A 24,798-nucleotide genomic window follows, 5' to 3' on the forward strand; every position below is an offset into this window, starting at 1 on the left:
GTGAGAGTGCCGCTCACCTACGTCACCGGTCACCGCAACCCGGACACGGACTCGATCGCCGCCGCGATCGGGTACGCCGAGCTGCGGGCGCGCCTCGATCCCGACACCACCTACCTGCCCGTCCGCCTCGGCGACCTGAACGCCCAGACCCGCTGGGTCCTGGACCGGGCCGGGGCCGCCGAGCCGGACCTGCTGCCGCACATCATGCTGCGCGTCCGCGACGTGATGCAGCAGGACTTCTACGCGGCCGGCGTCGACGACGCCGTGCGCGAGGTCGGCCTGACGATGGCCGCCGACAAGCTCGACGTGGTGCCGATCGTCGACCACGACGGCAAGCTCGTGGGCGTGATGACCGAGCGCGCGCTGGCCCGCCGCTACATCCGCGAGTCGCGCGAGGCCTCGTCGCTGGTCGACACGCCGACGCGCGTCAGCGCGATCGCCAGCGCGGTCAGCGGCGAGCAGATCGTCGGCGAGGACGTCGCGGTCGCGGGCCGCGTCTGGGTCTTCGCGATGGAGGTCGACTTCCCGGAGTCCGGGATCGGCGAGGGCGACGTCGTCGTCCTCGGCAACCGCGAGGACGCCCAGCGCCGGATGATCGAGCGCGGCGTCGCGCTGATGCTCGTCTCCAACGGCTCGACGCCCAGCGACGAGATCCTCAAGCTCGCCAACGAGGCCGGGACCGCGGTCGTCGTCTCGCCGCTGGACTCCTACGTCTGCGGCCGCATGACGACGCTGGCCGCGCCGTGCCGCGCGCTGATGGACGCCGAGCCGCTGACCGTCCGCGGCAACGACCTGCTCGAGGACGTCACCGACGACATCAAGAACGTGCACTACCGCTCGGCGATCGCCGTCGACCGGCGCGGGCATCCGATCGGGCTGGTGACGCGCACCGACCTCGTCAACCCGACGCCGCGCGACGTGATCCTCGTCGACCACGCCGAGCAGGGCCAGTCGGTGACGGGCATCGAGCAGGCGCACATCGTCGAGATCCTCGACCACCATCACATCGGCTCGATCGAGACGCGGCTGCCGGTGCGCGCGACGTTCGACCCGGTCGGCTCGACCTCGACGCTCGTGCTGGAGCGCTTCCAGCAGGCGCGCGAGGAGCCGACCAAGCCGACCGCGACCGTGCTGCTCGGCGCGATCCTGTCCGACACCGTGATCTTGAACTCGCCGACCACGACCGAGCGCGACCGCGTCGCGGTCAGGCACCTCGAGGAGCTGCTGGGCCTCGACGCGCTGAAGTGGGGGCGCGAGATGTTCGAGTCGGGCTCCGACGCCGCCGACGCGCCCGTGGAGGCGCTGCTGGGCCGCGACCTCAAGGAGTACGAGACCGCCGACGGCCCGATGTGCATCGCGCAGGTCGAGACCGCGGGCAAGGTCCTCGTCGACCGCCTCGGCGAGCTGCGCGAGGCGCTCCAGGTCCAGCACGACAAGAACGGCCACGTGCTCAGCGCGCTGATGGTCACCGACATCCTGGAGAAGCACACCTCGCTGCTGGTCGCCGGCGACGTCAGCGCCGCCGAGCGCGCGTTCGGCACGCAGGCCGACGAGGGCGTGCTGGAGCTGCCGGGCGTGATGAGCCGCAAGAAGCAGGTCGCGCCGCAGCTGCTCGGCGCGTTCTGAGCGAGACGGCGCCGGCCGGTCGGAGGGGCGCGCTAAGGCGCGGTCACCGGCGGCGCCGTCGCCTCCAGCGCCGGCCAGCCGACGTCGCGCGCCTTGAGCGCCTCGTCGGCCGCGATGCCGCCGCGCAGCCCGAACAGGCGCTTGGCGTACAACAGGTAGACGACCACCGCCACGTTGATGACGAAGGCCACGATCTTGAACGGCGTGGCGCGGTCGATCAGCTCGTAGATCTCGACCGGCAGCAGCGACGCCGTCACGAGGAACGTGAGGTACTCGGCCCAGCGCTTGCCGAACCAGAGGCCGAAGGCCTCGACGCCCTCGATCGTCGCGTAGGTCAGCGCGATCGCCGCGTAGAGGTGCAGGCGGCCGCTGCGCAGCGAGAACAGCTCGTCGATGCGGTGCGTGAGCCCGTGGCCGGCCGCGGCGCCGCCGCTCGACGACTCGCCGCTGACGTCGGCGACCACGCGCAGGACGACGTCGTGGAGGTTCGCGCGGTTGGCGCTGAACAGCAGGATCGCGACGCCGAGCAGGCCGAGGCCGAGGAAGTGCGCCGCGCGGTCGACGGCGATCAGCCGCAGGACGATCTTGTCGCGCAACGGCCGCCCGCGCAGCGGCAGGTCGACGGCGTCGCGGTCGGGCGGCGTCGCGGCCGTCGCCTCCGCGTCGCCGGGCGGCGGCAGCGGCAGCCACGAGTCGCAGCGCAGGCAGCGGTGCCAGCGCACGCCGTCGCGCTCGCGCACGACGATCGCGTCCTCGGGGCGCAGCCGGCGCGCGTCCAGGCCCACCAGCGCGTGGCCGGCCAGCCCGCACACCAGCAGCTCCCAGTGGAAGCGCGGGACGAAGCGGCGCGGGGGCTCGCGGCGAACGCCGGGGGCGACGGAACCGGACAACGTGGCAGGGACATTAACCGCTGGAACACCGGGGGATCCGCCGCAGGCGTCATAGTGTCGGCATGGCCGTGAGCAGCACCCCCGCGCCGACGAGCACGGACACGCGCCTCGAGGACCTGGTGGTGATCTCGGGCTTCTCCGGCGCGGGCAAGACCGTGGCCATGAACGTCTTCGAGGACGCCGGCTACTTCTGCGTGGACAACCTGCCGCCGGAGATGATCCGGTCGCTGGTCGAGCTGTTCACGCACGAGGGCTCGAAGGTCGAGCGCGCGGCGATCGTCTCCGACGTCCGCGGCGGCGAGTTCTTCACGCCGCTGGAGGGCGTCATCGACGAGCTGCACGCCCGCGAGCTGCCGGCGCGCGTGCTCTTCCTGGACGCCGAGGACGCGACGCTCGTCGACCGCTACAAGGAGACGCGGCGCCGCCACCCGCTGGCGCCCGAGGGCTCGATCGCGTCCGGCATCGCGCGCGAGCGCGAGATGCTCGCGCCGATCAAGGAGCGCTCGGACTTCATCATCGACTCGTCCGGGCTGAAGGCCGCGCACCTGCGCCGCCGGATCGCCGACGACCTGCTGCCGCGCAACCGCCGCGGCCTGCTCGCGCTCACGTTCCAGTCCTTCGGCTTCAAGCACGGCCCGCCGCGCGACGCCGACCTCGTCTTCGACGTCCGCTTCCTGCCCAACCCGCACTACGTCCCGGAGCTGCGCCCGAAGACCGGCCTGGAGCCCGAGGTCGTCGCGTACGTCGCGCGCGAGGGCAAGCTGGCCGAGTTCTACGGCCTGCTCGAGCCGCTGCTGGACTTCCTCGTGCCGCAGTACGAGGAGGAGGGCAAGGCGCACCTGTCGGTCGCCATCGGCTGCACGGGCGGCCGCCACCGCTCCGTCGCGATCACCGAGCACCTCGGCCACCGCTTCGCCGAGCGCGACGACGTCGTGGTCGAGATCGAGCACCGCGACATCGGCCGCAAGCCGTAGGCTCCGCCGGCCTTGATTGACCACGTTGGCTTCGAGGTCTCCGACCTCGCCACCTCCGCACGCTTCTACGACGCGCTGTTCTCGCGCCTGGGGATCCGGCGCGTGCACACCGGTGAGGCGGCGATCGCCTACGGCAAGCACGAGCCGCGGTTCTGGATCGTCCAGCGCGGTCGCACGCCCGAGCCGGGCTACGGCCACTGCGCGATCCAGGCGGCGGGCCGGGTCGCGGTCGACGCGGCCTACGAGGCGGCGCTGCGCCACGGCGGGCGAGACGACGGCCCGCCCGGGCCGCGGCCCCAGTACGGACCGCGCTACTACGCGGCGTACGTGCTCGACCCGGATGGCCTGCGCATCGAGGTCGTCGCGGGCGGGCATTGATGTCAAGCGGACCGGTAGGGTCCGCCGTCTCCCAGAACGAAACGCCCCCTCTCCGGAAGGACTGACCACGACATGCCCGTACGCGTCGGGATCAACGGCTTCGGCCGCATCGGCCGCAACCTCTTCCGCGCCGCCCAGGCGAGCGGCGCCGACATCGAGTGGGTCGCCGTCAACGACCTCACCGACACCAAGACGCTCGGCCAGCTCCTCAAGTACGACTCGATCCTGGGCCCGTACCCGGGGACGGTCGAGGTGCAGGACGACGCGATCGTCGTCGACGGCAAGCCGCTGAAGGTCTTCGCCGAGCGCGACCCCGCCGACCTGAAGTGGGCCGACCTCGGCGTCGACGTCGTCGTGGAGTCCACCGGCTTCTTCACCAAGCGCGCCGACGCCGCCAAGCACCTCGACGCGGGCGCCAAGAAGGTCATCATCTCGGCGCCGGCCAGCGACGAGGACATCACGGTCGTGCTGGGCGTCAACTTCGACAAGTACGACAAGGACGCCCACCACGTCATCTCCAACGCGTCGTGCACGACGAACTGCCTCGCGCCCGCCGCGAAGGTCGTCAACGACGCGATCGGCATCAAGCACGGCCTGATGACGACGATCCACGCCTACACGCAGGACCAGAACCTGCAGGACGCGCCGCACAAGGACCTGCGCCGCGCCCGCGCCGCCGCGATCAACCTCGTGCCGACGTCGACCGGCGCCGCCAAGGCCGTCGGCCTCGTGCTGCCCGAGCTCAACGGCAAGCTGCACGGCTTCGCGGTCCGCGCGCCGATCCCCACGGGCTCGATGGTCGACCTCACCTTCGAGGCCGACCGCGAGACCTCGGTCGAGGAGATCAACGCGCTGTTCAAGGAGAAGGCCGACACCGGCGACCTGGCCGGCGTCCTCCAGTACACGGAGGACCCGCTGGTCTCGTCGGACATCGTGACCAACCCCTACAGCTCGATCTTCGACAGCGGGCTGACGTCGGTCATCGACGGCACGCTCGTGAAGGTCGTGTCCTGGTACGACAACGAGTGGGGCTACTCCAACCGCCTCGCCGACCTCATCCAGAAGGTCCTTTGAGAACCCTCGACGACCTCGGCGACCTCGGCGGCAAGCGCGTCTTCGTCCGCGTCGACTTCAACGTCCCGTTGAAGGACGGCGTCATCGCCGACGACGCGCGCATCCGCGCCGCGCTGCCGACCCTGGAGGAGCTGCGCCGCCGCGGCGCGCGGCTCCTCCTCGCCGCCCACCTCGGCCGGCCGAAGGGCCGCGACCCGGAGCTGTCGCTGGCGCCGGTCGCCGCGCGCCTGGGCGAGCTGCTGGACGCCGAGGTGGCGCTCGCCGCCGACCTCGACAGCGTCCCCGACGGCGACGTCGTGATGTTGGAGAACGTCCGCTTCGAGGCGGGCGAGACCAAGGACGATGCCGAGCTGGCCAAGACGTACGCCTCGCTGGCCGACGCCTACGTCAACGACGCGTTCGGCGCCGCGCACCGCGCGCACGCCTCGACGCACGCGATCGCCAAGCTGCTGCCGAGCGCCGCGGGCCTGCTGCTCCAGCGCGAGGTCGAGACGCTCCAGGGCATCCTCGCGAACCCGGCGCGACCGCTGGTCGCGATCGTCGGCGGCGCCAAGGTGACCGACAAGATCGGCGTGTTGGAGGCCTTCCTCGACCAGGCCGACACGATCCTGATCGGCGGCGCCATGCAGTTCCCGTTCTTCAAGGCCCAAGGCCATCAGGTCGGCTCCTCGCTGTGCGAGGAGGCGGGCATCGAGCCGGCGCGGCGCGTGCTGGCCGAGGCGCGCGAGGGCCAGGTCCGGCTGCCGGTCGACGTCGTCTGCGGCGAGGCGTTCGACGCCTCCACGCCGGTGACGCACGTCGACGGGGTCGACGTCCCCGACGGCCTGATGGGCCTCGACGTCGGGCCCAAGACCGCGGCGGCCTACGCCGAGGTCGTCAAGAGCGCGGGCACGGTGTTCTGGAACGGCCCGATGGGCGCGTTCGAGCTGGCGCCGTTCGAGGCGGGCACCCGCGCGGTCGCCGAGGCCGTCGCGGAGACGTCGGGCACGACGGTGGTCGGCGGCGGCGACAGCGCGGCCGCGCTGGCGCAGTTCGGCCTGGAGGACGGGGTCACGCACCTGTCGACGGGCGGAGGCGCGTCGCTGGAGTTGATCGAGGGCAAGACGCTCCCGGGCGTGGAGGTGCTTCAAGCATGAGTCGGACGCCGCTGATCGCGGGCAACTGGAAGATGAACGGCACGATCGAGGAGAGCGAGGAGCGCGTCGCGTCCCTGCTCCCGCGGATCGCGACCGCCGAGCACGTCGACGTCGCCGTCTGCACGCCGTTCACGGCGCTGCAGGCCGTCGTGGACTCCACGCGCGGCTCGCGCCTGGAGGTCTACGCCCAGAACATGCACCACGAGCCGTCGGGCGCGTTCACGGGCGAGATCTCGGCGCCGATGCTCACCGAGCTGGACGTCCACGGCGTGGTCCTCGGCCACTCCGAGCGCCGCCAGCTGTTCGGCGAGACCGACAAGGCGCTGCAGCTGAAGGTCCCGGCCGCGATGGAGGCGGGCCTGCGGGTCATCCTCTGCGTCGGCGAGACCGAGGACGAGCGCGAGAACGGCGACACCGAGCGCCGCCTGCGCCACCAGGTGCAGGAGGGGCTGGAGAAGGTCCCGGCCGAGCGCCTCGGCGAGGTCGTCATCGCGTACGAGCCGGTCTGGGCGATCGGCACCGGCCAGGTCGCGACCGCCGAGCAGGCGCAGGACGCGCTGGCGTTCGTCCGCGCGCTGGTGGCCGACCGCTCCAAGGAGCAGGCCGAGCTGACCCGGATCCTCTACGGCGGCTCGATGAAGCCCGACAACGCGGCCGAGCTGCTCGCGCTGCCCGACTGCGACGGCGGCCTGATCGGCGGCGCGTCGCTGGACGTCGAGCAGTTCGTCTCCATCATCGAAGCGGCGCCGAAGGCATGACCTCGTCCGCGTTGCCGGTCGAGCGCGCCGTGCTGGTCGTCCTCGACGGCTGGGGGCTCGCGCCGCCCGGGCCCGGCAACGCGGTCGACCTCGCCGACACGCCGGTCTTCGACGCGCTGTGGGCCAAGTACCCGCACACGCGGCTGACGGCGGGCGGCAAGGCCGTCGGCCTGCCCGAGGGCCAGATGGGCAACAGCGAGGTCGGACACCTCAACCTCGGCGCGGGCGCCGTGGTCAAGCAGGACCTCACGCGCATCGACGAGGCCGTCGAGGACGGCGCGCTGGGCGAGAACGCGGCGCTCAACGCGGCGCTGGACGGCTTCGAGCGCGTGCACCTGATCGGCCTGGTCTCCGACGGCGGCGTGCACTCGGGGTGGAAGCACCTCGAGGCGCTGATCGCGCTGGCGGGGGAGAAGGGCGTCCAGGACGTCGTCGTCCATGCGTTCACCGACGGGCGCGACACGTCGCCGCACGGCGGCGAGGAGTACCTCCAGCAGGTCCAGGAGTGGTGCGAGAAGGCCGGCAACGCCCGCATCGGCAGCGTCGTCGGCCGCTACTACGCGATGGACCGCGACAAGCGCGAGGAGCGCACGCGGGCCGCGGTCGACCTGCTGATCGACGGCGTCTCGCCGCACCACGCCCACAGCGCGGTCGACGCCGTCCGCGCCTCCTACGAGCGCGACGACCGCGGCGACGAGTTCGTCGAGGCCACGACGGTCGGCGACGAGGCGCGCATCCGCCCGCAGGACTCGGTCATCGCCTTCAACTTCCGCCCCGACCGCATGCGGCAGCTCACGGAGGCCGTGGCGCCTCAGGCCGCGCGCTACACGACGCTGGCCGAGTACGAGGAGGGCTGGCCGTGGCCGGTCGCCTTCCCGCCGCAGCGGCCGGAGATCACGATGACCAAGGTCATCGCGCGGGCGGGCGGGAAGCAGCTGCACGTCGCCGAGACCGAGAAGTACCCGCACGTCACGTACTTCTTCGGCGGCGGCGAGGAGGCCGAGGAGCCGGGCGAGCGGCGCGAGCTGGCGCCGTCGCCGCGCGACGTCCCGACCTACGACAAGAAGCCCGAGATGAGCGCCCGCGAGGCCGCGGACAAGTTCATCGCCGCCTGGCGCGAGGACGAGCCGCGGTTCGGGATCATCAACTTCGCCAACGCCGACATGGTCGGCCACACCGGCGTCATCCCCGCCGCGGTCAAGGCAGTGGAGACGGTCGACGCGTGCCTGGGCGACCTCGTCGCCGCGGTCCAGGAGACCGGCGGCGCGCTGCTGATCACCGCCGACCACGGCAACGCGGACGAGATGCTCGAAGAGGACGGGTCGCCGGACACGGCGCACTCGCTCAACCCGGTGCCGGTGATCGTCACGGTCGACGGCCTGACGCTGCGCGACGGGGGCATCCTTGCCGATGTCGCCCCAACGCTGCTCGAGCTTCTGGGCATCGACCAGCCCGCGGCGATGACCGGCCGCTCGCTCGTGTCGCGGCGCTGACGCTCAGAAAACCTGCGCCCTACTAGACTCGGCCCCGGATGGGCAAGGGGGCTGGATCCAGGGGGCGCATCGTCGCCCCCACGGTCGCGGCGTTCGTCGCCGTGGGCATCGTGGTCGCGATCGTCTTCGCGCTCCTGCTCGACGGCCTGTCCTCGATGCGCTCCAACGCCGAGGCCGCCCGCACGGCCGAGCGCGTCGTGCTCCAGGCCTCGCGGCTGAACCGCTTCGTCGTCGACCTGGAGACCGGCGTCCGCGGACGCCTGCTGACGGGCAGCGACGACTACCTCGGTCCGTACCGCGACGCCCAGCGCGACATCCCCGGCGTCGAGGCGACGCTGGACCGGCTCGTCCACGACCCCGCGCAGCGGCGCCGCTTCGAGGAGCTGCGCCGGCGCGTCGAGGGCTACCGCACCGGCTGGGCGACGATGGCCGCCGGCCTGCCGCTGACGGTCGGCCGCGCCGACCTGCGCGACCAGCTCGCCAACGGCAAGGCCCAGCTCGACGACCTGCGCGCGCGCTTCGACGCGTTCCGCACGGCCGAGCTGGCGCTGTCGGACCGCCAGGCCGCCGCCGCCGACCGCGCGGCCGACCGCGCCACGATCCTCGGCGTCGCCGGCCTCGTGCTGACGCTCGGCGGGCTCGCCGCGCTGGCGGTCTTCAACGTGCGCTGGATCCGCCGCGAGGCCGTCGCGGCCATCGCTCGGGCGCGGGCCGAGGAGGCGTCGCGGACCAAGTCCACGTTCTTGGCCAACATGAGCCACGAGATCCGCACGCCGCTGAACGGCGTGATCGGGATGTCGGACCTGCTGCTGGACACCGACCTCGAGCCCGAGCAGCGCGAGTACGCGGAGACCGCGCGCAGCTCGGGCGAGCAGCTCCTGGTGGTCATCAACGACATCTTGGACGTCTCGAAGATCGAGGCCGGCCACCTGGAGCTGGAGGAGCGCGACTTCGACCTGCGCGAGGTGGTGGAGACGACCTCCGACGTCGTCGCCGCGACCGCGCACGGCAAGGGCCTGGAGCTGTCGGTGCTGATCGCCGAGGACGTGCCGCGCGCGGTGCGCGGCGACCGCGGCCGCGTCGCGCAGATCCTGACCAACCTGTTGTCCAACGCCGTGAAGTTCACGCCCGAGGGCGAGGTCGCCGTCGAGGTGCGCTGCGCGGCGGAGGCGGGTGGGGACGGGCCCGACGGGCGCCACCGCGTGCGCTTCAGCGTCCGCGACACCGGCATCGGCATCGCCGACAAGGACATCGACCGGCTCTTCGAGTCCTTCCAGCAGGCCGACGCGTCGACCACGCGCCGCTTCGGCGGGACCGGCCTGGGCCTGGCGATCAGCCGCCAGCTCGCGCGGATGATGGGCGGCGACCTGACGGTCGCCAGCACGGTCGGCCAGGGCTCGGACTTCGCGTTCGTCATCCCGTTCGCCGCCGCCGAGGCCGAGCCCGCCACGGTGCGGCCGCCGATCGAGCTGCGCGGCCTGAAGGTGCTGGCCGTCGACGACACCGCGACGAACCGGCGCGTCCTGGAGGCCTACCTGGGCTCGTGGGGGATGCGCGTGACGAGCTGCCCGGACGGCCAGGAGGCGCTCGACGCGCTGCACCGCGCCGCCGAGCGCGGCGAGCCGTTCGACGTCGCGATCCTGGACTTCAACATGCCGCGCATGGACGGCGTCGAGCTGGCGCGCGCGATCAGCGCCGCGCCCGCGCTGCGGTCGGTGCGGATGGTCATGCTGACCTCGTCGGGCACCGGCCACGCCGCCGCGCGCGAGGCGGGCGTGACCGAGTTCCTCACCAAGCCGGTCCGCCAGTCGCGCCTGTACGACGCGATCGCGTCGGCGATGTACCACGCCACCGGCGCGCAGCAGGCGCGCGTGCGGGAGGCCCACGACAAGGAGGTCGAAGCGACGATGGCGCCCGGAGGCGGCACCGGCGACGAGGGCGCGCTGATCCTCATCGCGGAGGACCACGACGTCAACCGGATCCTGATGGAGAAGCTGCTGGACAAGCGCGGGCACCGCACGATCGCGGCGGCGACCGGGCTGGAGGCGGTGCGCCTGGCGACCGAGAGCGCGGTCGACCTGGTGTTCATGGACTGCCAGATGCCCGAGCTGGACGGCTACGCGGCCACGCGCCGGATCCGCGAGCGCGAGGTCGGCCGCGGCATCGGGCGCCTGCCGATCGTCGCGATGACCGCGCACGCGATGGCCGGGGACCGCGAGAAGTGCCTGGCGGCGGGCATGGACGACTACGTCGCCAAGCCGCTGCGGCCCGACGAGGTCGACGCGATGCTCGCGCGCTGGCTGCCCGCGCGGGGCGACGGCGACGGCAACGGCCATGGCCATGGGAACGGCGCCGGCCACGCCGCCGCGCCGGACGCGGCCGGCCGCGAGGACGCCGAGGACCCGATCGACGACGAGCGCTTCGACGACCTCGCGCGCGACTTCTCGCCCGACGTCGTCCGCGAGGTCGTCCACGCGTTCATCGACTCGACCCCGCCGATCATCGAGCGCATCGTGCTGGCCGCCGAGGGCGACGACCACGTCGAGATCTCCCAGGGCGCCCACCGGCTCAAGGGCGGCTGCCTGGCCGTCGGCGCCGGGCAGCTCAACACGATCGCCGACGAGCTGGAGCGGCTCGGCCGCGCCCAGGCGCCCGGCGACGACCTGCGGGACGCGGCGGCGCGCCTGGAACGGTCCTGGGCGCGGACACGACGCGCGTTGCGCGAGCGCGTCGGGTAGAACTACACCCATGCTTTTCGGACAGGAGCACATCGAGCGCTACGAGGCGACCGACGGCGCCGAGGGCCACGACTGGCAGGGCGGCACCAAGACCCTGATCCTCACGACGACCGGCCGGAAGTCGGGCGAGCCCCGCAAGGCGCCGCTGATCTATGGCGAGCACGACGGCACGTACCTCGTCGTGGCCTCCAAGGGCGGGGCCCCGGAGCCGCCGGCCTGGTACGTCAACCTCCAGGCCGACCCGTCGGCGACGATCCAGGTCTGGGGCGAGCGCATCCCGGTGACCGCGCGCGACGCCACGCCCGAGGAGAAGCCGGAGCTCTGGAAGATCATGACCTCCGAGTGGCCGGCCTACGACGAGTACCAGACCAAGACCGACCGCCAGATCCCGGTCGTGGTCCTGGAGCCCGCCGCCGGCGCGTAGCGGCTCAGTAGCGCGGGTTGGCCAGCGGCGTCAGCAGCGTCTCGAGCTGCGCGCGGCGGCTCTCGTAGCGCGGCGGCAGCTTGAGGTCCCGGCCCAGCTCGCGCGCGTCCTCGTCGACGGCGAAGCCGATGTCGCGCGTCGCCAGCTCGAAGAGCACCCCGGAGGGCTCGCGGAAGTAGACCGAGTGGAAGTACTGGCGGTCGATGATCGGCGTGGGGTGGCCGCCCGCGTCGCGGACGACGCCGCGCAGCGCGGTCAGCTCGGCGTCGTCGGCCGCCGACCACGCGACGTGGTGGACGGTCCCCGCGCCCGCCATCCCGTGGCGGGCGGGCGGCGGGCGGTCGTAGTGGATGACGCCGTGGCGCCGCTCGCCCTCGGCGACCCACGCGCCGCCCTCGGCGCGCCGCGTGAAGCCCAGCGCCCGCAGCACGGGCGCGCTGTGCTCCGGCGCGGCGCTGTAGGCGCGCACGCCGTGGAAGCCCAGCAGCCGGTGCTCGGGCGGGACGTCCAGCGCGACCGCGGTCAGCGGCGGATCGCCCGCGTCCGACGCCACCAGCTCGTGCACGAGCCCTTCGGGATCAGTGAACCGCAGCACACCGCCCTCGACCCACGTGACCGGCGCGCCCTCGTCGGCCAGGCGCGTCGCCCAGAACGCCAGCGCCTCCGGCCCCGCCGTCCGCCACACGATCGCGTGCACCATCCCGGCGCCCGCGACGCCCGGCGCCGCGCCCGGGAACTCGAAGAACGTGAGGATCGACCCCGGCGTCCCGGCCTCGTCGCCGTAGTACAGGTGGTAGACGTCGGGCTGGTCGAAGTTGACCGTCTTCTTGACCAGTCGCAACCCGAGCACCCGCGCATAGAAGTCGACGTTGCGCGGCGCGTCGGCGCAGATCGCGGTCACGTGGTGCAGGCCTTCCAAGGGCATGAAGGCTGACAGTACGCCTGCAAGTCCTTCCGCGCGGCGGTTGTTCATGCAACCATGGCGCCCCCGTGTCCACCACCACGACGATCTCTCCCGCCGAGACCGGCGCCCTCGAGGAGCGTGAGCTGCTCGCCTGGCGCGGGCTGCTGCGCGTCCACGCGTCGCTGTCGAAGGCCCTTGACCAGCAGCTCGAGCGCGAGCACGGGCTGCCGCTGACCTCCTACGAGGTCCTCCTGTACCTGGCCGAGGCCGACGGTCGCAAGATGCGGATGTGCGACCTCGCCGCGTCGGTGATCCTCAGCCGCAGCGGCCTGACGCGGCTCGTCGACCGCCTCGAGCGCGACGGGCTGCTCGTGCGCGAGTCCTGCGCCAGCGACGCGCGCGGCGCGTTCGCCAAGCTGACGCCCGCGGGCGAGGAGAAGCTGATCGCGGCGCGCGCCACGCACCTGGCCGGCGTCCGCTCGCTGTTCCTCGGCCACCTCTCGCCCGAGGAGCTGGACGTCCTCGGCGGGATCTGGGCGCGCGTGCTGCCCGGCGCCAAGGGCGCGGCGGGCGACGACTGCGGCTGCTGAGCCTCCGCCGAACGCGCGGCGGACGGCGCGTTAGCCGTACCCTGAGCGCGCCCTCACCGGTCTAGAGTGCGCGGCGTGCCCGGCGCCGCAGCACTCACACCGTGGGGACGGCTGGTCGCGCTCTGCGGGGCGGTCGTCGGCGTCGCGGCGATCGTGCTCGCCGTCTGGAGCCTGGCGTCCTCCCAGGAGCGGCGCGTGACCTACGCGGTCCAGGGCGCGGTCACCGGCGTCTCGCTGGACCTCGGCGACGCCGACGTCGTCGTCCTCGGCGGCGGCCGGACGACCTCGGTCTCGGTGCTCCACGTCGACCGCTACGGCTTCGGCCACGCGCCGATCGCGCAGCGGTCGGTGGCCGGCGGCGTGTTCCGCGTGCGCTCGCGCTGCCCGCGGACGGTCCTGCACGGCTGCGCGGTGACCTACCGCGTCGTCGTCCCCGACAACGTGCCGCTGACCGTCCGCACCGGCGACGGCTCGGTGCGCTTCGCGGGCTACCGCGGCTCGGCGCGGATCACGACCGGCCGGGGCGACATCGACATCGACGGCTTCTGCGGCTTCGCGCTGCAGGCGCGCGCCGACGACGGCGGCGACATCGACGCCTCGACGGCCTGCCCGCCGCCGCAGCTGACGCTGCGCACGACGACCGGCGCCGTGCACGTCCACGTGCCGGCGGCGCGCTACCGCGTGGACGCGTCGACGTCCGGTCCGCGCCCGCGCGTGACCGGCGTGACGACCGACGCCGGCGCGCCGTTCGCGATCCAGGCGCTGTCGGGCTCGGGCGCGGTGACCGTGGAGCGCGGCGGCTCGTGACCACCGCGGCGCTGATCGTGCCGCGCCGGCTCGTCCGCGCGGGCGAGGCGACGGCGTACCTGGCCGCGAGCGTGCCGATCGCGATCCTCGGCGTGCTCGCGGTCGTCGTGCTGGCCGTCGGCGCGGCGCTGAGCGTGATCGGCGGCCTCGGCCTGCCGGTGCTGCTCGCGGGCGCGGCCGCCTGCCGCGGGCTCGTGCGCCTGGACCGCCGCGCGGCCAACCGCTTCCTCGGCGCGCGGATCCCGCCGGTGGCCGGCGCGCCGCGTCCGGCGACCGGCAGCCTCTGGCGGCGCTGCCAGGCCGTGCTGGCCGACCGCGCGCTCTGGCGGACGGTCGGCCTGCTGGCGATCAAGCCGCTGCTGACCGCCGCGCAGCTCGCCGTCGGCCTCGTGCCGGTCGTGCTGTTCGCATGGCTGGCCAAGCTCGGCGTCGAGGCCGTCGCGGGCGTCGGCGACGTCGACTACTTCGGCCCGTGGTCGTTCGGCTTCGGGACCGGCCTGGTGTTGTTGGTGCTGTCGCTGCCCGCCGCCGTGCTCGCGCTGGCGGCGCTGGACGCGCTGGCGACCGTCATGTGCACCGTGTCGCGCGCGCTGCTGCTGCCGCGCCACGTCGCCGCGGGCGGCCCGGTCCGCGAGCTGCTGGCCGAGTCGCTCGGCGACCACTCGGTGTCGATCGCCTACTGGCTGCCGGACCGCGAGATCTTCGTCGACGAGGTCGGCCGCCGCGTCGAGCTGCCGCACCCGGCCTCGGGGCGGACGTGGACGGCGGTCGAGCGCGACGGCCGCCCGGTCGCGGCGATCGTCCACGACGCCGCGCTGGACACGACGAGCGAGCTGGTGCAGGCGGCGGCCGCCGCGTCCTCGTTGGCCATCGACAACGAGCGGCTGAAGGCCGACCTGCGCGCGCGGCTGGAGGAGCTGCGCGTCTCGCGCCTGCGGATCGTCGAGGCGACCGACGCGGCGCGGCGCCGGATCGAGCGCGACCTGCACGACGGCGCCCAGCAGCAGCTCGTCGCGCTGGCGCTGGAGCTGCGGCTGCTGCGCGGCAAGGTCGCCGACCGGCCGGAGCTGGTGCCGCTGGTGGACTCGCTGAGCGACCGGCTCTCCAGCGCGCTGGCCGAGCTGCGCGAGCTGGCGCGCGGCATCCACCCGACGATCCTCACCGACCAGGGCCTGGCGCCCGCGATCGAGGCGCTGGCCTCGCGCGCGCCGCTGCCGGTCGAGGCGCACGTGGCGCTCGACGGGCGGCCCGCCGAGCCGGTCGAGGCCGCCGCCTACTTCGTCGTGGCCGAGGCGCTGACCAACGTGGTGAAGTACGCGCGCGCCTCCTGGGTGGACGTGCGGATCCGCCGCGAGGACGGCGCGGTGCTCGTCGACGTCGCCGACGACGGCGTCGGCGGCGTGGACGTCGGCGCGGGCAGCGGCCTGCGCGGGCTGCGGGACCGCCTCGCGGCGGTCGACGGCGAGCTGGACATCGACAGCCCGCCCGGCGGCGGCACGCGCCTGCGGGCGCGCATCCCGGCGAGCGAGATCACGGAGGAGGGCGGATGAGACGCCTGGTCGTTGTGATGGTGATGGCGTTGGCGGCGGCGATCCTCGCCGGGTGCGGCGGGAGCACGACGGTCGACGAGGGCCCGGTCACCGTCGCGCGCAGCGGCACGGGCGCCGACAACCCCGGCTCCTCCGGCTCGATGCCCGACACACCCGGCGGCGGGCACGCGGTCCGGATCGCGGTCGTCACCCACGGCCAGGCCTCGAGCCCGTTCTGGGCGATCGTGCGCAACGGGGTGGAGGCGGCCGGGCGCCAGATGGACGTCGTCATCGACTACAAGGCGCCCGACGTGTACTCCTTGGCGCACATGGAGGAGTTGATCGACCAGGCCGTGGCGACGCGCCCCGACGGCTTGGTGGTGTCCTTGCCCGAGCCGGGCCTGGCGCCGGCGATCGAGCGCGCGGTCAAGGCCGGCATCCCGACCGTCACCATCAACTCGGGCAGCGACCAGTACAAGAAGCTCGGCGTGCTCGCGCACGTCGGCCAGCCGGAGGGCGACGCGGGCTTCAAGGCCGGGCGGCGCCTGGCGCGCGCGGGCGTCCATCGGGCGTTGTGCATCAACCTGCTGATCCCCAACCAGGGGCTGGACGCGCGCTGCGCCGGCCTGGCGCGCGCGATGCGCGCGGCGGGCGGCACGTCCAAGATGGTGCGGATCGACGACCAGGCCGCCGACGCGCCCAGGCGGATCGCCGCGGCGGTCGAGGCCGCGGGCGCCGACGGCGCGCTGGCGATGAACGGGACGTCGGGCCTGGCGGCCGGCAAGGCGCTGGCCGGCGCCGACGTCACCGTCGGCACGTTCGACCTCGGGCCCGACGTGCTGAAGGCCGTCCGCGACGGCAGGCTCGCCTTCGCGGTCGACCAGCAGGCCTACCTGCAGGGCTACCTGCCGGTCGTGCTCCTGGCCCAGAAGGCGCGCTACGGCCTGTTCCCGGCCCAGGGCGACGTGATCCCGACCGGCCCGAACTTCGTCACCGCCGCCAACGCGGCGCAGGCGATCGAGCTGTCGGCGCGGTCGATCCGCTAGCCCGCCGCGCCGGCGTCCGGCTCGTGCGCCCGCTCGCGCTCGTCGCGGGCCACGACGCGCGGGCTGTCCTGCAGGATCCGGCGCCGGCGCAGGCCGGCCAGCAGCGTCTCGGCGCCCGCGAAGCGCACGAGCGTCGCGTAGCCCGCGCGCCACGCGACGTGCAGCTCCTTGGGGTCGTAGTCGTGGATCTGGCCGTCGAGCTCGATCCGCGCGCCGCCCCAGCCGCCGTCGATCGTCACGCGCACCTCCTTCTGGGACCCGACGACCAGCGGCGGCGTCGAGCCGCCGTGCGCGGCGACCGGCGTCACGACGATCGCCGGCGTGTCGCCCGCCAGGACCGGGCCGCCCGCGGCCATGGTGTAGGCGCTGCTGCCCAGCGGCGTCGCGATCACGACGCCGTCGCCCGCGAAGCGCACGAACGGCTCGTCGTCGATCTCGACGCCGACGACGACCTGGTTGGCGCCCTTGCGCACGACGACGAGGTCGTTGAGCGCGATCTTCGGCGCGTGGCCGTCGACGGCGACCGCGACGCCCGGCAGCGCGCGCGCCTCCCACGCGCCGGCGGCGAAGCGGTCCAGCGCGACGGTCAGCTCGCCGGCGTGGGTCGCGGTCAGCGCGCCGAGGCTGCCGCACGCGATCCCGAGCACCGGCAGGCCGTGCGGCGCGCCGGCGTGCAGCGCGGCCAGCGTCGTGCCGTCGCCGCCCACGGCCGCGATCAGGTCGCAGTCGGCGGGGTCGCCGAGCGGGGCGACCTGGCGCTCCTGTCCCTCGACGCGGATCTGGACGATCTCCTCGCCGTGGCCCGCCGCCCAGCCGCGCAGCGTCGCGAGGGCCTCGTCGAGGTCGCGGTGCGGATGCACCACCACGCCGATCCGCGCAGGGATCATGCGACCGTCGCCGTGGTCAGGCGCTCGATCTCGCCGGCGGTGAGCTGGAGGTCGTCGACCGGCAGCAGGTCGCGCAGCTGCGCCACCGTGCGGGCCGAGGCGATCGGCGCGGTGACATGCGGCTGGGCGGCGATCCAGGCCAGCGCGACCGCGGCGACCGTCGTGTCGTGCGCGGCGGCGACCGCGTCCAGCGCCTCCAGCACGGCGACGGCGCCCGGCTGCTCCAGGTAGGCGGCCGCGCCGCGGGCGCGCGGGCTGTCGACGGCGGGGCCGCCCGGGCGGTACTTGCCGGTCAGGAAGCCGTGGGCCAGGCCGTAGTAGGGGACCGCGGTCAGCTCGTGCTCGGCGACCAGCGGCGCCAGCGTCGACTCGTACTCCTCGCGCTCGACCAGGTTGTACTCGGGCTGCAGCGCGACGTACTTCGGCAGGCCCTCGCGGTCGGCCAGCGCGAGCGCCTCGGCCAGGCGCGGCGCGCTGTAGTTGGAGGCGCCGATCGCGCGGACCTTGCCGGCGACGATCAGCTCGCCGAAGGCGGCCAGCGTCTCCTCCAGCGGCGTGTCGGCGTCGTCGTAGTGCGCCCAGTAGAGGTCGATGCGGTCGGTCCGCAGGCGCTTCAGCGAGGCGTCGGCGGCGCCGAGGATCGCGTCGCGGCCCAGGCCCTTGTTCGGGGCCAGCTGCGAGCACTTGGTCGCGACGACCAGGTCGTCGCGCTTGTCCGGGTTCTTCGCGATCCAGGAGCCGATGATCGCCTCGGACTCGCCGCCGGCGTTGCCGTCCACCCACGCCGAGTAGACGTCGGCGGTGTCGAGGAAGTTCCCGCCGCTCGCCACGTAGGCGTCGAGCACCGCGTGCGACGTCGTCTCGTCGGCCGTCCACCCGAAGACGTTGGTGCCGAGGCAGAGCGCGCTGACGTCGAGGCCGCTGGATCCGAGCTGGGTCATGGCCCGACGCTAGCGAACGCGTCACCGCACTCCGCGCGCCCGTCGCCCGCTAGGGTCGAGCGCCGATGGCTTCCCCCCTGGAGATCCTCGCCCGCGACCCCGGCTCGCTCGCCCGCGCGGGCATCCTGCGCACCGCCCACGGCGAGGTCCGCACCCCCGCGTTCGTCCCGCTGGCGACCAAGGCCACCGTGAAGGGGCTGACGCCCGCCGAGGTCCGCGACCTCGGCTTCGACATGGTGCTGGGCAACACCTATCACCTGTTCCTCACGCCCGGCCACGAGCGCATCGAGGGCCTCGGCGGCCTCCACGAGTTCATGCGCTGGGACCATCCGATCATCACCGACTCGGGCGGCTTCCAGGTCTTCTCGATGGGCCACGGCACGGTCGCCGACGAGATCAAGGGCCGCGCCGCGCACGGCGGCGAGCGCCACGGCAAGACGCTGAAGATCACCGAGGACGGCGTCGCGTTCCGCAGCCACATCGACGGCTCGGAGAAGTTCCTGCGCCCCGAGGACTCGATGGCGATCCAGGCCGCGCTGGGCTCCGACATCGCGCTGGTCTTCGACGAGTGCACGCCGTTCAACGTGTCCAAGGACTACACGGCGCGCTCGACCGAGCGCACGCACCGCTGGCTGGAGCGCTGCCTGGACTGGCACGACGCCCACGGCCCCGAGGGCCAGCTGGTGTACGGGATCGTCCAGGGCGGCGTCTACGAGGACCTGCGCCAGGAGTCCACGCGCGTGATCGCCGAGTCGCGCGTCGACGGCATCGCGATCGGCGGGTCGCTGGGCGCCGACAAGCCGCAGATGTACGAGGTGGTCGAGATGGCGACGTCGATCCTGCCGGAGGCGCCGCCGCGCCACCTGCTGGGCATCGGCGACGTCGACGACCTGATCCGCGGCACCGAGCTGGGCATCGACACGTTCGACTGCGCGATGCCCACGCGCCTCGGCCGCCACGGCGTCGCGCTCGTCCCCGACCCCGACAAGCGCTGGCGCGTGGACCTGACCGCCGGGCGCTTCAAGGACTCCGACGAGCCGATCTACGAGGGCTGCCCGTGCCCGACCTGCGAGGCGGGCTTCACGCGCGGGTACCTGCGCTACCTCGTCGCCGCGCGCGAGCTGACCGGCCTGCGGCTGCTCGTCGTCCACAACCTCGCGTTCGTCCAGCGCACGATGGCCCGCCTGCGCCAGGCGATCATCGACGGCCGGCTGGCCGAGGAGGCCGCCGCGCTGCGCGGCGGCCTCGCGCCGTAGCTCTCGCGCTAGCCGCCGCTGCCGACGCGCGGCAGCTTGCCCTTCGGCGCCGCGGGTCGCGCGTACTTGGCGTCGACGTGCGTGCCGGTCGGCGCGTCGCCGCCGTCGCCGCGCTCGGCGGCCCGCGCGGCCTCGATCGCGGCGATCGTGTCCTTCGGGCGGCGGCGCTGGCCGGCCTCCAGCAGCGGCGGGATGAAGCCGCGCAGCTTGATCAGCACGCCCGACCAGCGCGGGGCGTAGGTGATGCGCAGGCGGCCGGCGATCGCGCGGTCGATCGCGTCGCCCGCCTCCGACAGCGGGATCGGCTTGGTGACGAACGACGGCTGGCCCTTGCGCGACGCCGCCGCGGCCGGATGGGCGAACGAGCCGCGGACCATGTCGGTGTCGATGAAGCTGAAGTACGCGACGCCGACCTTCGTGCCGGTGTGGGCGACCTCCATGCGCAGCGCGTCGGCGAAGGCCTCGACGCCGGCCTTGGCCATCGTGTACGGGCCCATCAGCGGCAGGTGCACGACCGCCGACATGGAGGAGATGACCAACACATAGCCCTTGCGTTCCCGCACGTGCGGCAGCGTCGCTCGGACCGTGCGCCAGACGCCGAGCAGGTTGACCTCGATCACGCGCTCGAAGTCCGCGACGGCCATCGTCTCGATCGTCCCGACGTTCGCGACGCCCGCGTTGGCGACCACGACGTCGATGCCGCCGAAGCGCTCGATCGTCCCGGCGACCGCGGCCTCGAGCTGCTCGGGGTCGGTGACGTCGGCCTCGAACCACGCGGCGCGGTCGGCGCCGAAGGCGTCGGCGTGGTCCTTCAGCAGCTCGGGCTCCAGGCCGACGAGCACGACCGTGGCGCCGCGCGCGTGCAGGCGGCGCGCGGTCTCCAGGCCGATGCCGCGGGCGGCGCCGGTGATCAGCGCGACCTTGCCGCGCACGTCATAGGTCTCTCGCGAGCGGGCCATGGCCCGCGAGGCTATCTCGTGTTGTCCTGGATGAGCTGCGTCAGGTCGTCGATGACCTGGTTCGCGTTGTCGTGCACGACGTCGCGCAGGTGCACCGACGCCTTGTCCTGCGACGTCGCGATGTAGGCGGCCGCGCCGGCGGCGACCAGCAGCGCGAGCAGGAGCAGGACGGTGACCAGGCGGCGGAACGCGCCGCGCTTCTTGCGCCGCGAGGAGCGCGTGGCGGGCGGGCGCGGCGGCGGGGCGTCCTGGGCGACGCGGCGACCGGACCCGCCCGCCGGCGCGACGACGCCGGAGCGCGGCGGGCGCGGCTCGCGGGGGAGGACGACCGGCGCGGACTCGGTCCCGGGCCCGCCGCCGAAGACCGTCGTGGCCGCGGTCTCGTCGGGGTGGCCGCCGACGACGCGCGTCGCGTCCTGGTCGGGCCCGACCCCGCGCGCGCCGTCGATGATCGCCTGGCGCATCTCGTCGGCCGACGCGTAGCGCGCGCCCGGACGCAGCGCCAGCGCGCGCTCGACGGCGACCGCCAGCGCGGGCGGGATCGACGGGTCGACGTGGTGCAGCGGCGGCGGGACCTCGCGCTGCTGCTTGAGCGCGAGCTCGGTCAGCGACGCGGCCTCGTAGGGCAGGCGGCCCGCGAGCAGCTGGTAGGCGACGACGCCCAACCCGTACAGGTCGGCGGCCGGGCCGGCCTCCTCGCCGGCGGCCTGCTCGGGCGCCAGGTAGGCGGCGGTGCCGAGCACGGAGCCGACCTGCGTGATCGAGGACTCCTCCGACGCGGTCTTGGCGATGCCGAAGTCCGCGAGCTTGATCGTCCCGTCGCCCTCGGAGCGCAGCAGGTTGCCGGGCTTGACGTCGCGGTGCACGACGCCGGCGCGGTGCGCGTACTCCAGCCCGCGGCAGGCCTGGGCGATCCAGTCGACGGCCTCGTCGATCGGCAGGCGGCCGCGGTCGCGCAGCACCTGCGCGCCCGACGGGCCGACGATCCGCTCCATGACGATGTAGTAGCGGCCACTGGGCTCGTCGAGCCCGTAGTCGTAGACCTGGACGATGTTGGGGTGGACGAGCCGCGCGGCGGCCATCGCCTCGCGGCGGAAGCGCGTGACGAACGTCGCGTCGTCGGCGAGGTGCTCGGCCAGCAGCTTGATCGCGACGTAGCGCTCCAACCGCGTGTCGAACGCGACCAACACGGTGGACATGCCGCCGAGGCCGAGGCGGTCGCCCAGCTCGTAGCGGCCGGCGATGGTGCCCTGGCCGCTCACGGGGTCGCTCCCTCGTCGGGCGGGACGACGCCGCCGTTGCCGTCGTCGGGCGTCGTGTCGGTCGTGCCGTCCGGCTGGGTCGTCGGGGGCGGCTCGGTCGTCGTCTGCTGCGTCGTCGTCTGCGGCTGGGTCGTCGTGTTCGTCGGCGTCGTCTGCGTCTGCGTCGTGACGGTGGTGACCGTCTCCGTGGGCGTCGTCGCCGTCTCGGTCGTGGTCGTGTCGGTCGTCTCGGTCTGGGTCTGGCCGTCGCGGACCGCGGCGCAGTCGGCGGCGGCGTGGGCCAGCAGCGAGTCGGCGCCCTCGCGCAGGCGGCGGCGCAGCGCCGTGTCGACGCCGTTGTTGTTGAGCGCGATCACCGCGGCGCGGAATTGGCGCGCGTCGCCGGTGATCCCGTCGCAGTCGCCCTGGTCGATGCGCGACTTGATGTCGGCGAGCTGCTGGGTGAGCTGGTCGGCCTTGCCCTGCGGGATCAGGTCCGAGCGGTCACCGCAGCCGACCGCGACGGCGGCGCCGATGCCGAGCAGCAGCGCGACGAGGTGGGGGAGGGGCGCGCGGGGCACGCTCACTGACCGTACTCCAGGCGCTCCGCGAGCGACGCGGGCAGGCGCGCCGCGCGGATCGCGGCCTGAGCGCCGGACACGTCGTACTCGGTGCGCCGCCACTGGGCGCGCCAGAGGTCCAGATCGAGGAGCAGCCAGGCGGCGCGGTGGTCGCCGTCACGAGGCTGACCGACCGAGCCCGGGTTCAGGATCCACTCGCCGGTGGAGATGTCGACCGCGTCGCCGCCCTTGCGCGGCTCGCCGGTGGCGGGCTCGCCCTCGGGCCGGACGAAGCTCAGCGCGACGTGCGAGTGGCCGACGAGGCCGACGCGGCGGGTCATCGAGTCGAAGCACAGCTCGGCCAGCAGCGACGACAGCACGTACTCCCAGACCGGGTCGCGCGGCGAGCCGTGGAAGAGCCCGACGTCGCGCGCCTCGCCGGAGGGCTGCAGCGCGCGCAGCCACGCGGCGTGGTCGGGCTTCAGGACCTCCTGGGTCCAGCGCGCGGCGATCGCGGCGCCGCGCGAGAACTCCTCCAGCGACAGCTCGCCGGTGACCGCCATGTCGTGGTTGCCGCACAGCGCGACGTCGGCCTGCTCGCGGATCCGCGCGCAGCAGTCGTTGGGGTCGGCGCCGTAGCCGACGATGTCGCCCAGGCACCACACCTCGTGCACGTCCTCACGCTCCACGTCGGACAAGACCGCGTCGAGGGCGTGGATGTTTCCGTGGATGTCGGAGAGGACGGCGATGCGCATGCGAAAAGGACGCCCGTGGGCGCCCCGACCCCCTTGGAGGCTATCGAGCGGCCATGCGAGGATCGCTGCTGCATGAAGATCGTCGTTTTGGCTGTCGGCCGCATAAAGCCCCCGTACGCGGACGACGTCCAGCACTACCGCAAGCTCCTCGGTGGGCAGGCGCGGGTGGAGGTCGTCGAGGTCCGCGACGACGACCAGGTCGCGCGGCGGATCCCGGAGCGGGCCTACGTGTCGCTGCTGGACAGCGGCGGCGAGACGATGGACTCGGTGGCGTTCTCGCGCTGGATCGAGCGCCGCCGCCACGAGGGCCGGGACGTGTGGTTCGTCATCGGCGGGGCGTTCGGCGGCGTCCGGCTGGATCGCGTCGACCACCGGCTGTCGTTCGGGCCGATGACGCTGCCCCACCAGCTCGCGCGCGTCGTCCTGCTGGAGCAGGTCTATCGCGCGCACAAGATCCTCGGCAACGAGCCGTATCACTACTGACCCGCCGTAGGATGGGGGGAGATGCCGCTGACCCCCGTCGACCAGCTCCGGGAAGCGGTCGAGGCCGTCGCCACCGACGCCGCCGCGACCGACGCCCCGTTCCCCAAGTCCCGCCCGTCGCTGGAGCGCCCGCGCCAGGCCGACCACGGCGACTACGCGACCAACGCCGCGATGCTGCTGGCGCCGGTCATGAAGGCCAAGCCGCGCGACGTGGCCGACCAGCTGGTGTCGCGGCTGACCGATCGGCTCGGCGCGTCGCTGGATCGCGTCGAGGTCGCCGGCCCGGGGTTCTTGAACCTGTTCTTGAGCGACGCCTGGTACGTCGACGCGCTGGCCCACGTCGTCTCCGCGGGCGACGGGTTCGGCGCGGGCGGCGCGGCGTCGTTCGAGAAGGTCGACGTCGAGTTCGTGTCGGCCAACCCGACCGGGCCGCTGCATGTCGGCCACGCGCGTAACGCGGCCTACGGCGACGCGCTGGCGCGGCTGTTCTCGTTCGTCGGCCACGACGTCACGCGCGAGTTCTACGTCAACGACTTCGGCTCGCAGGTCGCCAACTTCGGCAAGTCGGTCCAGGCGCGCGCCCGGGGCGAGGAGGTCCCGCAGGACGGCTACGTCGGCGACTACGTGGCGACGCTCGCGCTCGAGATCGCCGACGCCGCGACGCGCCCGGTCGAGGACGTCGGCTGGGAGGCGGTCGAGATGATGGTCGCGCGGGCGCGCGCGTCGCTGCACGCGTTCGGCGTCGAGTTCGACGTGTGGTTCAGCGAGAAGTCCTTGCACGAGACGGGTCCGGACGGCGAGTCCGGCGTCTCGCACGGCTTCGACGTCCTGCGCGCCCAGGGGCACACGTACGAGTCGGAGGGCGCGCTCTGGCTCCGCACGACCGACTTCGGCGACGACAAGGACCGCGTGATCGAGCGGTCGACGGGCGAGCACACGTACTTCGCCTCCGACATCGCCTACGCGCAGAACAAGCGCGAGCGCGGCTTCGATCGCATGGTGTACGTGTTGGGCGCCGACCACCACGGCTACATCGGCCGGATGCGCGCCGCCTACGAGGCGCTGGGCGGCGAGCCCGACCGGCTCGACCTGCTGATCATGCAGTTCGTGCACCTCGTCCGCGCGGGCGAGAAGGTCTCGATGTCCAAGCGCGCGGGCGAGTTCGTGACGCTCGACGAGCTGGTCGAGGAGATCGGCGTGGACGCGGCGCGGTGGTTCCTGCTCAACCGCTCGCACGACACGACGATCGAGGTCGACCTGGCGCTGGCCAAGAGCGAGACGTCGGAGAACCCCGTCTACTACGTGCAGTACGCCCACGCGCGGATCAGCGCGGTGCTGCGCAAGGCGGG

General features: G+C 73.6%; 24 protein-coding genes. 16 read left to right on the forward strand and 8 right to left on the reverse strand.

Going from position 1 to position 24,798, the window contains the following annotated elements:
* Nucleotides 1-6: 6 nt before the first annotated feature.
* Nucleotides 7-1,626 (forward strand): putative manganese-dependent inorganic diphosphatase, encoded by a 1,620-nt coding sequence (locus VFG42_RS12280; protein WP_324908765.1) that lies wholly within the window; start codon nucleotides 7-9, stop codon nucleotides 1,624-1,626.
* Nucleotides 1,627-1,658: 32 nt separating this feature from the next.
* Here the strand turns inward: VFG42_RS12280 and VFG42_RS12285 are convergent, their stop codons facing one another.
* A complete protein-coding gene (locus VFG42_RS12285; RefSeq protein ID WP_324908767.1) occupies nucleotides 1,659-2,516 on the reverse strand; it encodes a DUF2127 domain-containing protein in 858 nt (285 codons plus the stop codon).
* A gap of 62 nt (nucleotides 2,517-2,578) precedes the next feature.
* On the opposite strand from VFG42_RS12285, the gene rapZ reads away from it, so the two are divergent.
* The 8 genes from rapZ (at nucleotide 2,579) to VFG42_RS12325 (ending at nucleotide 11,491) form a co-directional block, all read left to right on the forward strand.
* On the forward strand, nucleotides 2,579-3,490 hold the full coding sequence (gene rapZ / locus VFG42_RS12290) for an RNase adapter RapZ (protein WP_414642382.1): 912 nt from the start codon (nucleotides 2,579-2,581) through the stop codon (nucleotides 3,488-3,490).
* A 12-nt stretch (nucleotides 3,491-3,502) separates the two neighbouring features.
* On the forward strand, nucleotides 3,503-3,868 hold the full coding sequence (locus VFG42_RS12295; protein WP_324908771.1) for a VOC family protein: 366 nt from the start codon (nucleotides 3,503-3,505) through the stop codon (nucleotides 3,866-3,868).
* A gap of 72 nt (nucleotides 3,869-3,940) precedes the next feature.
* Nucleotides 3,941-4,942, forward strand: coding sequence for a type I glyceraldehyde-3-phosphate dehydrogenase (gap, locus tag VFG42_RS12300; RefSeq protein WP_324908772.1), 1,002 nt, complete (start codon nucleotides 3,941-3,943; stop codon nucleotides 4,940-4,942).
* Nucleotides 4,939-6,078, forward strand: coding sequence for a phosphoglycerate kinase (locus VFG42_RS12305; protein ID WP_324908774.1), 1,140 nt, complete (start codon nucleotides 4,939-4,941; stop codon nucleotides 6,076-6,078). The genes gap and VFG42_RS12305 overlap by 4 nt, the downstream gene beginning before the upstream one ends.
* The gene (gene tpiA, locus VFG42_RS12310; RefSeq protein ID WP_324908776.1) at nucleotides 6,075-6,836 is read left to right on the forward strand and encodes a triose-phosphate isomerase; all 762 of its coding nucleotides are present in this window, start codon (nucleotides 6,075-6,077) and stop codon (nucleotides 6,834-6,836) included. Before VFG42_RS12305 ends, tpiA begins: the two co-directional genes overlap by 4 nt.
* Nucleotides 6,833-8,329 carry a 2,3-bisphosphoglycerate-independent phosphoglycerate mutase gene (gene gpmI / locus VFG42_RS12315; protein WP_324908778.1) on the forward strand — a complete coding sequence of 499 codons (1,497 nt, stop codon included), beginning with the start codon at nucleotides 6,833-6,835 and terminating at the stop codon, nucleotides 8,327-8,329. The genes tpiA and gpmI overlap by 4 nt, the downstream gene beginning before the upstream one ends.
* A gap of 38 nt (nucleotides 8,330-8,367) precedes the next feature.
* Nucleotides 8,368-11,067, forward strand: a complete 2,700-nt coding sequence (locus VFG42_RS12320) for a response regulator (RefSeq protein ID WP_324908780.1) — start codon at nucleotides 8,368-8,370, stop codon at nucleotides 11,065-11,067.
* 10 nt (nucleotides 11,068-11,077) lie between these two features.
* Nucleotides 11,078-11,491, forward strand: a complete 414-nt coding sequence (locus VFG42_RS12325; RefSeq protein ID WP_324908782.1) for a nitroreductase family deazaflavin-dependent oxidoreductase — start codon at nucleotides 11,078-11,080, stop codon at nucleotides 11,489-11,491.
* Between the two features lie 4 nt (nucleotides 11,492-11,495).
* Here the strand turns inward: VFG42_RS12325 and VFG42_RS12330 are convergent, their stop codons facing one another.
* A complete protein-coding gene (locus tag VFG42_RS12330; RefSeq protein ID WP_324908784.1) occupies nucleotides 11,496-12,416 on the reverse strand; it encodes a VOC family protein in 921 nt (306 codons plus the stop codon).
* A 65-nt stretch (nucleotides 12,417-12,481) separates the two neighbouring features.
* Here VFG42_RS12330 and VFG42_RS12335 point away from each other — a divergent pair, with 65 nt between their 5' ends.
* From VFG42_RS12335 to VFG42_RS12350, 4 genes are all read left to right on the forward strand, one after another.
* Nucleotides 12,482-12,985: a MarR family winged helix-turn-helix transcriptional regulator gene (locus tag VFG42_RS12335; protein ID WP_324908786.1), complete on the forward strand. Its 504-nt coding sequence runs from the start codon at nucleotides 12,482-12,484 to the stop codon at nucleotides 12,983-12,985.
* Between the two features lie 75 nt (nucleotides 12,986-13,060).
* Nucleotides 13,061-13,792, forward strand: a complete 732-nt coding sequence (locus VFG42_RS12340) for a DUF4097 family beta strand repeat-containing protein (RefSeq protein WP_324908788.1) — start codon at nucleotides 13,061-13,063, stop codon at nucleotides 13,790-13,792.
* The gene (locus VFG42_RS12345; RefSeq protein WP_324908790.1) at nucleotides 13,789-15,342 is read left to right on the forward strand and encodes a sensor histidine kinase; all 1,554 of its coding nucleotides are present in this window, start codon (nucleotides 13,789-13,791) and stop codon (nucleotides 15,340-15,342) included. Before VFG42_RS12340 ends, VFG42_RS12345 begins: the two co-directional genes overlap by 4 nt.
* On the forward strand, nucleotides 15,339-16,367 hold the full coding sequence (locus tag VFG42_RS12350; RefSeq protein WP_324908792.1) for a substrate-binding domain-containing protein: 1,029 nt from the start codon (nucleotides 15,339-15,341) through the stop codon (nucleotides 16,365-16,367). The genes VFG42_RS12345 and VFG42_RS12350 overlap by 4 nt, the downstream gene beginning before the upstream one ends.
* Here VFG42_RS12350 and VFG42_RS12355 read toward each other — a convergent pair.
* Together VFG42_RS12355 and VFG42_RS12360 are read right to left on the reverse strand one after the other, a co-directional pair.
* A complete protein-coding gene (locus tag VFG42_RS12355; protein ID WP_324908794.1) occupies nucleotides 16,364-17,254 on the reverse strand; it encodes an NAD(+)/NADH kinase in 891 nt (296 codons plus the stop codon). The two genes, VFG42_RS12350 and VFG42_RS12355, sit on opposite strands and share 4 nt — an antisense overlap.
* Nucleotides 17,251-18,195 (reverse strand): aldo/keto reductase, encoded by a 945-nt coding sequence (locus VFG42_RS12360; RefSeq protein ID WP_324908796.1) that lies wholly within the window; start codon nucleotides 18,193-18,195, stop codon nucleotides 17,251-17,253. The genes VFG42_RS12355 and VFG42_RS12360 overlap by 4 nt, the downstream gene beginning before the upstream one ends.
* A gap of 65 nt (nucleotides 18,196-18,260) precedes the next feature.
* Here VFG42_RS12360 and tgt point away from each other — a divergent pair, with 65 nt between their 5' ends.
* On the forward strand, nucleotides 18,261-19,451 hold the full coding sequence (gene tgt / locus VFG42_RS12365) for a tRNA guanosine(34) transglycosylase Tgt (RefSeq protein ID WP_324908798.1): 1,191 nt from the start codon (nucleotides 18,261-18,263) through the stop codon (nucleotides 19,449-19,451).
* A gap of 8 nt (nucleotides 19,452-19,459) precedes the next feature.
* Here tgt and VFG42_RS12370 read toward each other — a convergent pair whose 3' ends face one another.
* Genes VFG42_RS12370 through VFG42_RS12385 form a run of 4 tightly spaced genes read right to left on the reverse strand, consistent with a single transcriptional unit; the run spans nucleotide 19,460 to nucleotide 22,966 of the window.
* On the reverse strand, nucleotides 19,460-20,410 hold the full coding sequence (locus VFG42_RS12370) for an SDR family oxidoreductase (RefSeq protein ID WP_324908800.1): 951 nt from the start codon (nucleotides 20,408-20,410) through the stop codon (nucleotides 19,460-19,462).
* A gap of 11 nt (nucleotides 20,411-20,421) precedes the next feature.
* Nucleotides 20,422-21,672 carry a protein kinase domain-containing protein gene (locus VFG42_RS12375; RefSeq protein WP_324908802.1) on the reverse strand — a complete coding sequence of 417 codons (1,251 nt, stop codon included), beginning with the start codon at nucleotides 21,670-21,672 and terminating at the stop codon, nucleotides 20,422-20,424.
* The gene (locus VFG42_RS12380) at nucleotides 21,669-22,232 is read right to left on the reverse strand and encodes a hypothetical protein (protein WP_324908804.1); all 564 of its coding nucleotides are present in this window, start codon (nucleotides 22,230-22,232) and stop codon (nucleotides 21,669-21,671) included. The genes VFG42_RS12375 and VFG42_RS12380 overlap by 4 nt, the downstream gene beginning before the upstream one ends.
* 2 nt (nucleotides 22,233-22,234) lie before the next feature.
* The gene (locus VFG42_RS12385) at nucleotides 22,235-22,966 is read right to left on the reverse strand and encodes a metallophosphoesterase family protein (RefSeq protein ID WP_324908806.1); all 732 of its coding nucleotides are present in this window, start codon (nucleotides 22,964-22,966) and stop codon (nucleotides 22,235-22,237) included.
* 72 nt (nucleotides 22,967-23,038) lie between these two features.
* Here VFG42_RS12385 and VFG42_RS12390 point away from each other — a divergent pair, with 72 nt between their 5' ends.
* Both VFG42_RS12390 and argS read left to right on the forward strand, forming a co-directional pair.
* Nucleotides 23,039-23,449: a 23S rRNA (pseudouridine(1915)-N(3))-methyltransferase RlmH gene (locus VFG42_RS12390; protein WP_324908809.1), complete on the forward strand. Its 411-nt coding sequence runs from the start codon at nucleotides 23,039-23,041 to the stop codon at nucleotides 23,447-23,449.
* 21 nt (nucleotides 23,450-23,470) lie between these two features.
* Nucleotides 23,471-24,798, forward strand: a 1,328-nt coding sequence (gene argS, locus VFG42_RS12395; RefSeq protein WP_324908811.1) for an arginine--tRNA ligase, incomplete at its 3' end; no start/stop codon positions are given.

The sequence above is a fragment of the Baekduia sp. genome (assembly GCF_035685985.1).
Taxonomy (GTDB): Bacteria; Actinomycetota; Thermoleophilia; order Solirubrobacterales; family Solirubrobacteraceae; genus Baekduia.

Coding starts and splice junctions, on each gene's coding strand:
- tgt (WP_324908798.1), top strand. CDS start 18,261: ATGGCTTCCCCCCTGGAGATCCTCGCCCGCGACCCCGGCTCGCTCGCC.
- VFG42_RS12320 (WP_324908780.1), top strand. CDS start 8,368: ATGGGCAAGGGGGCTGGATCCAGGGGGCGCATCGTCGCCCCCACGGTC.
- VFG42_RS12390 (WP_324908809.1), top strand. CDS start 23,039: ATGAAGATCGTCGTTTTGGCTGTCGGCCGCATAAAGCCCCCGTACGCG.
- tpiA (WP_324908776.1), top strand. CDS start 6,075: ATGAGTCGGACGCCGCTGATCGCGGGCAACTGGAAGATGAACGGCACG.
- VFG42_RS12370 (WP_324908800.1), bottom strand. CDS start 20,410: ATGGCCCGCTCGCGAGAGACCTATGACGTGCGCGGCAAGGTCGCGCTG.
- rapZ (WP_414642382.1), top strand. CDS start 2,579: ATGGCCGTGAGCAGCACCCCCGCGCCGACGAGCACGGACACGCGCCTC.
- VFG42_RS12355 (WP_324908794.1), bottom strand. CDS start 17,254: ATGATCCCTGCGCGGATCGGCGTGGTGGTGCATCCGCACCGCGACCTC.
- VFG42_RS12385 (WP_324908806.1), bottom strand. CDS start 22,966: ATGCGCATCGCCGTCCTCTCCGACATCCACGGAAACATCCACGCCCTC.
- VFG42_RS12360 (WP_324908796.1), bottom strand. CDS start 18,195: ATGACCCAGCTCGGATCCAGCGGCCTCGACGTCAGCGCGCTCTGCCTC.
- VFG42_RS12325 (WP_324908782.1), top strand. CDS start 11,078: ATGCTTTTCGGACAGGAGCACATCGAGCGCTACGAGGCGACCGACGGC.
- gap (WP_324908772.1), top strand. CDS start 3,941: ATGCCCGTACGCGTCGGGATCAACGGCTTCGGCCGCATCGGCCGCAAC.
- VFG42_RS12330 (WP_324908784.1), bottom strand. CDS start 12,416: ATGCCCTTGGAAGGCCTGCACCACGTGACCGCGATCTGCGCCGACGCG.
- VFG42_RS12350 (WP_324908792.1), top strand. CDS start 15,339: ATGAGACGCCTGGTCGTTGTGATGGTGATGGCGTTGGCGGCGGCGATC.
- gpmI (WP_324908778.1), top strand. CDS start 6,833: ATGACCTCGTCCGCGTTGCCGGTCGAGCGCGCCGTGCTGGTCGTCCTC.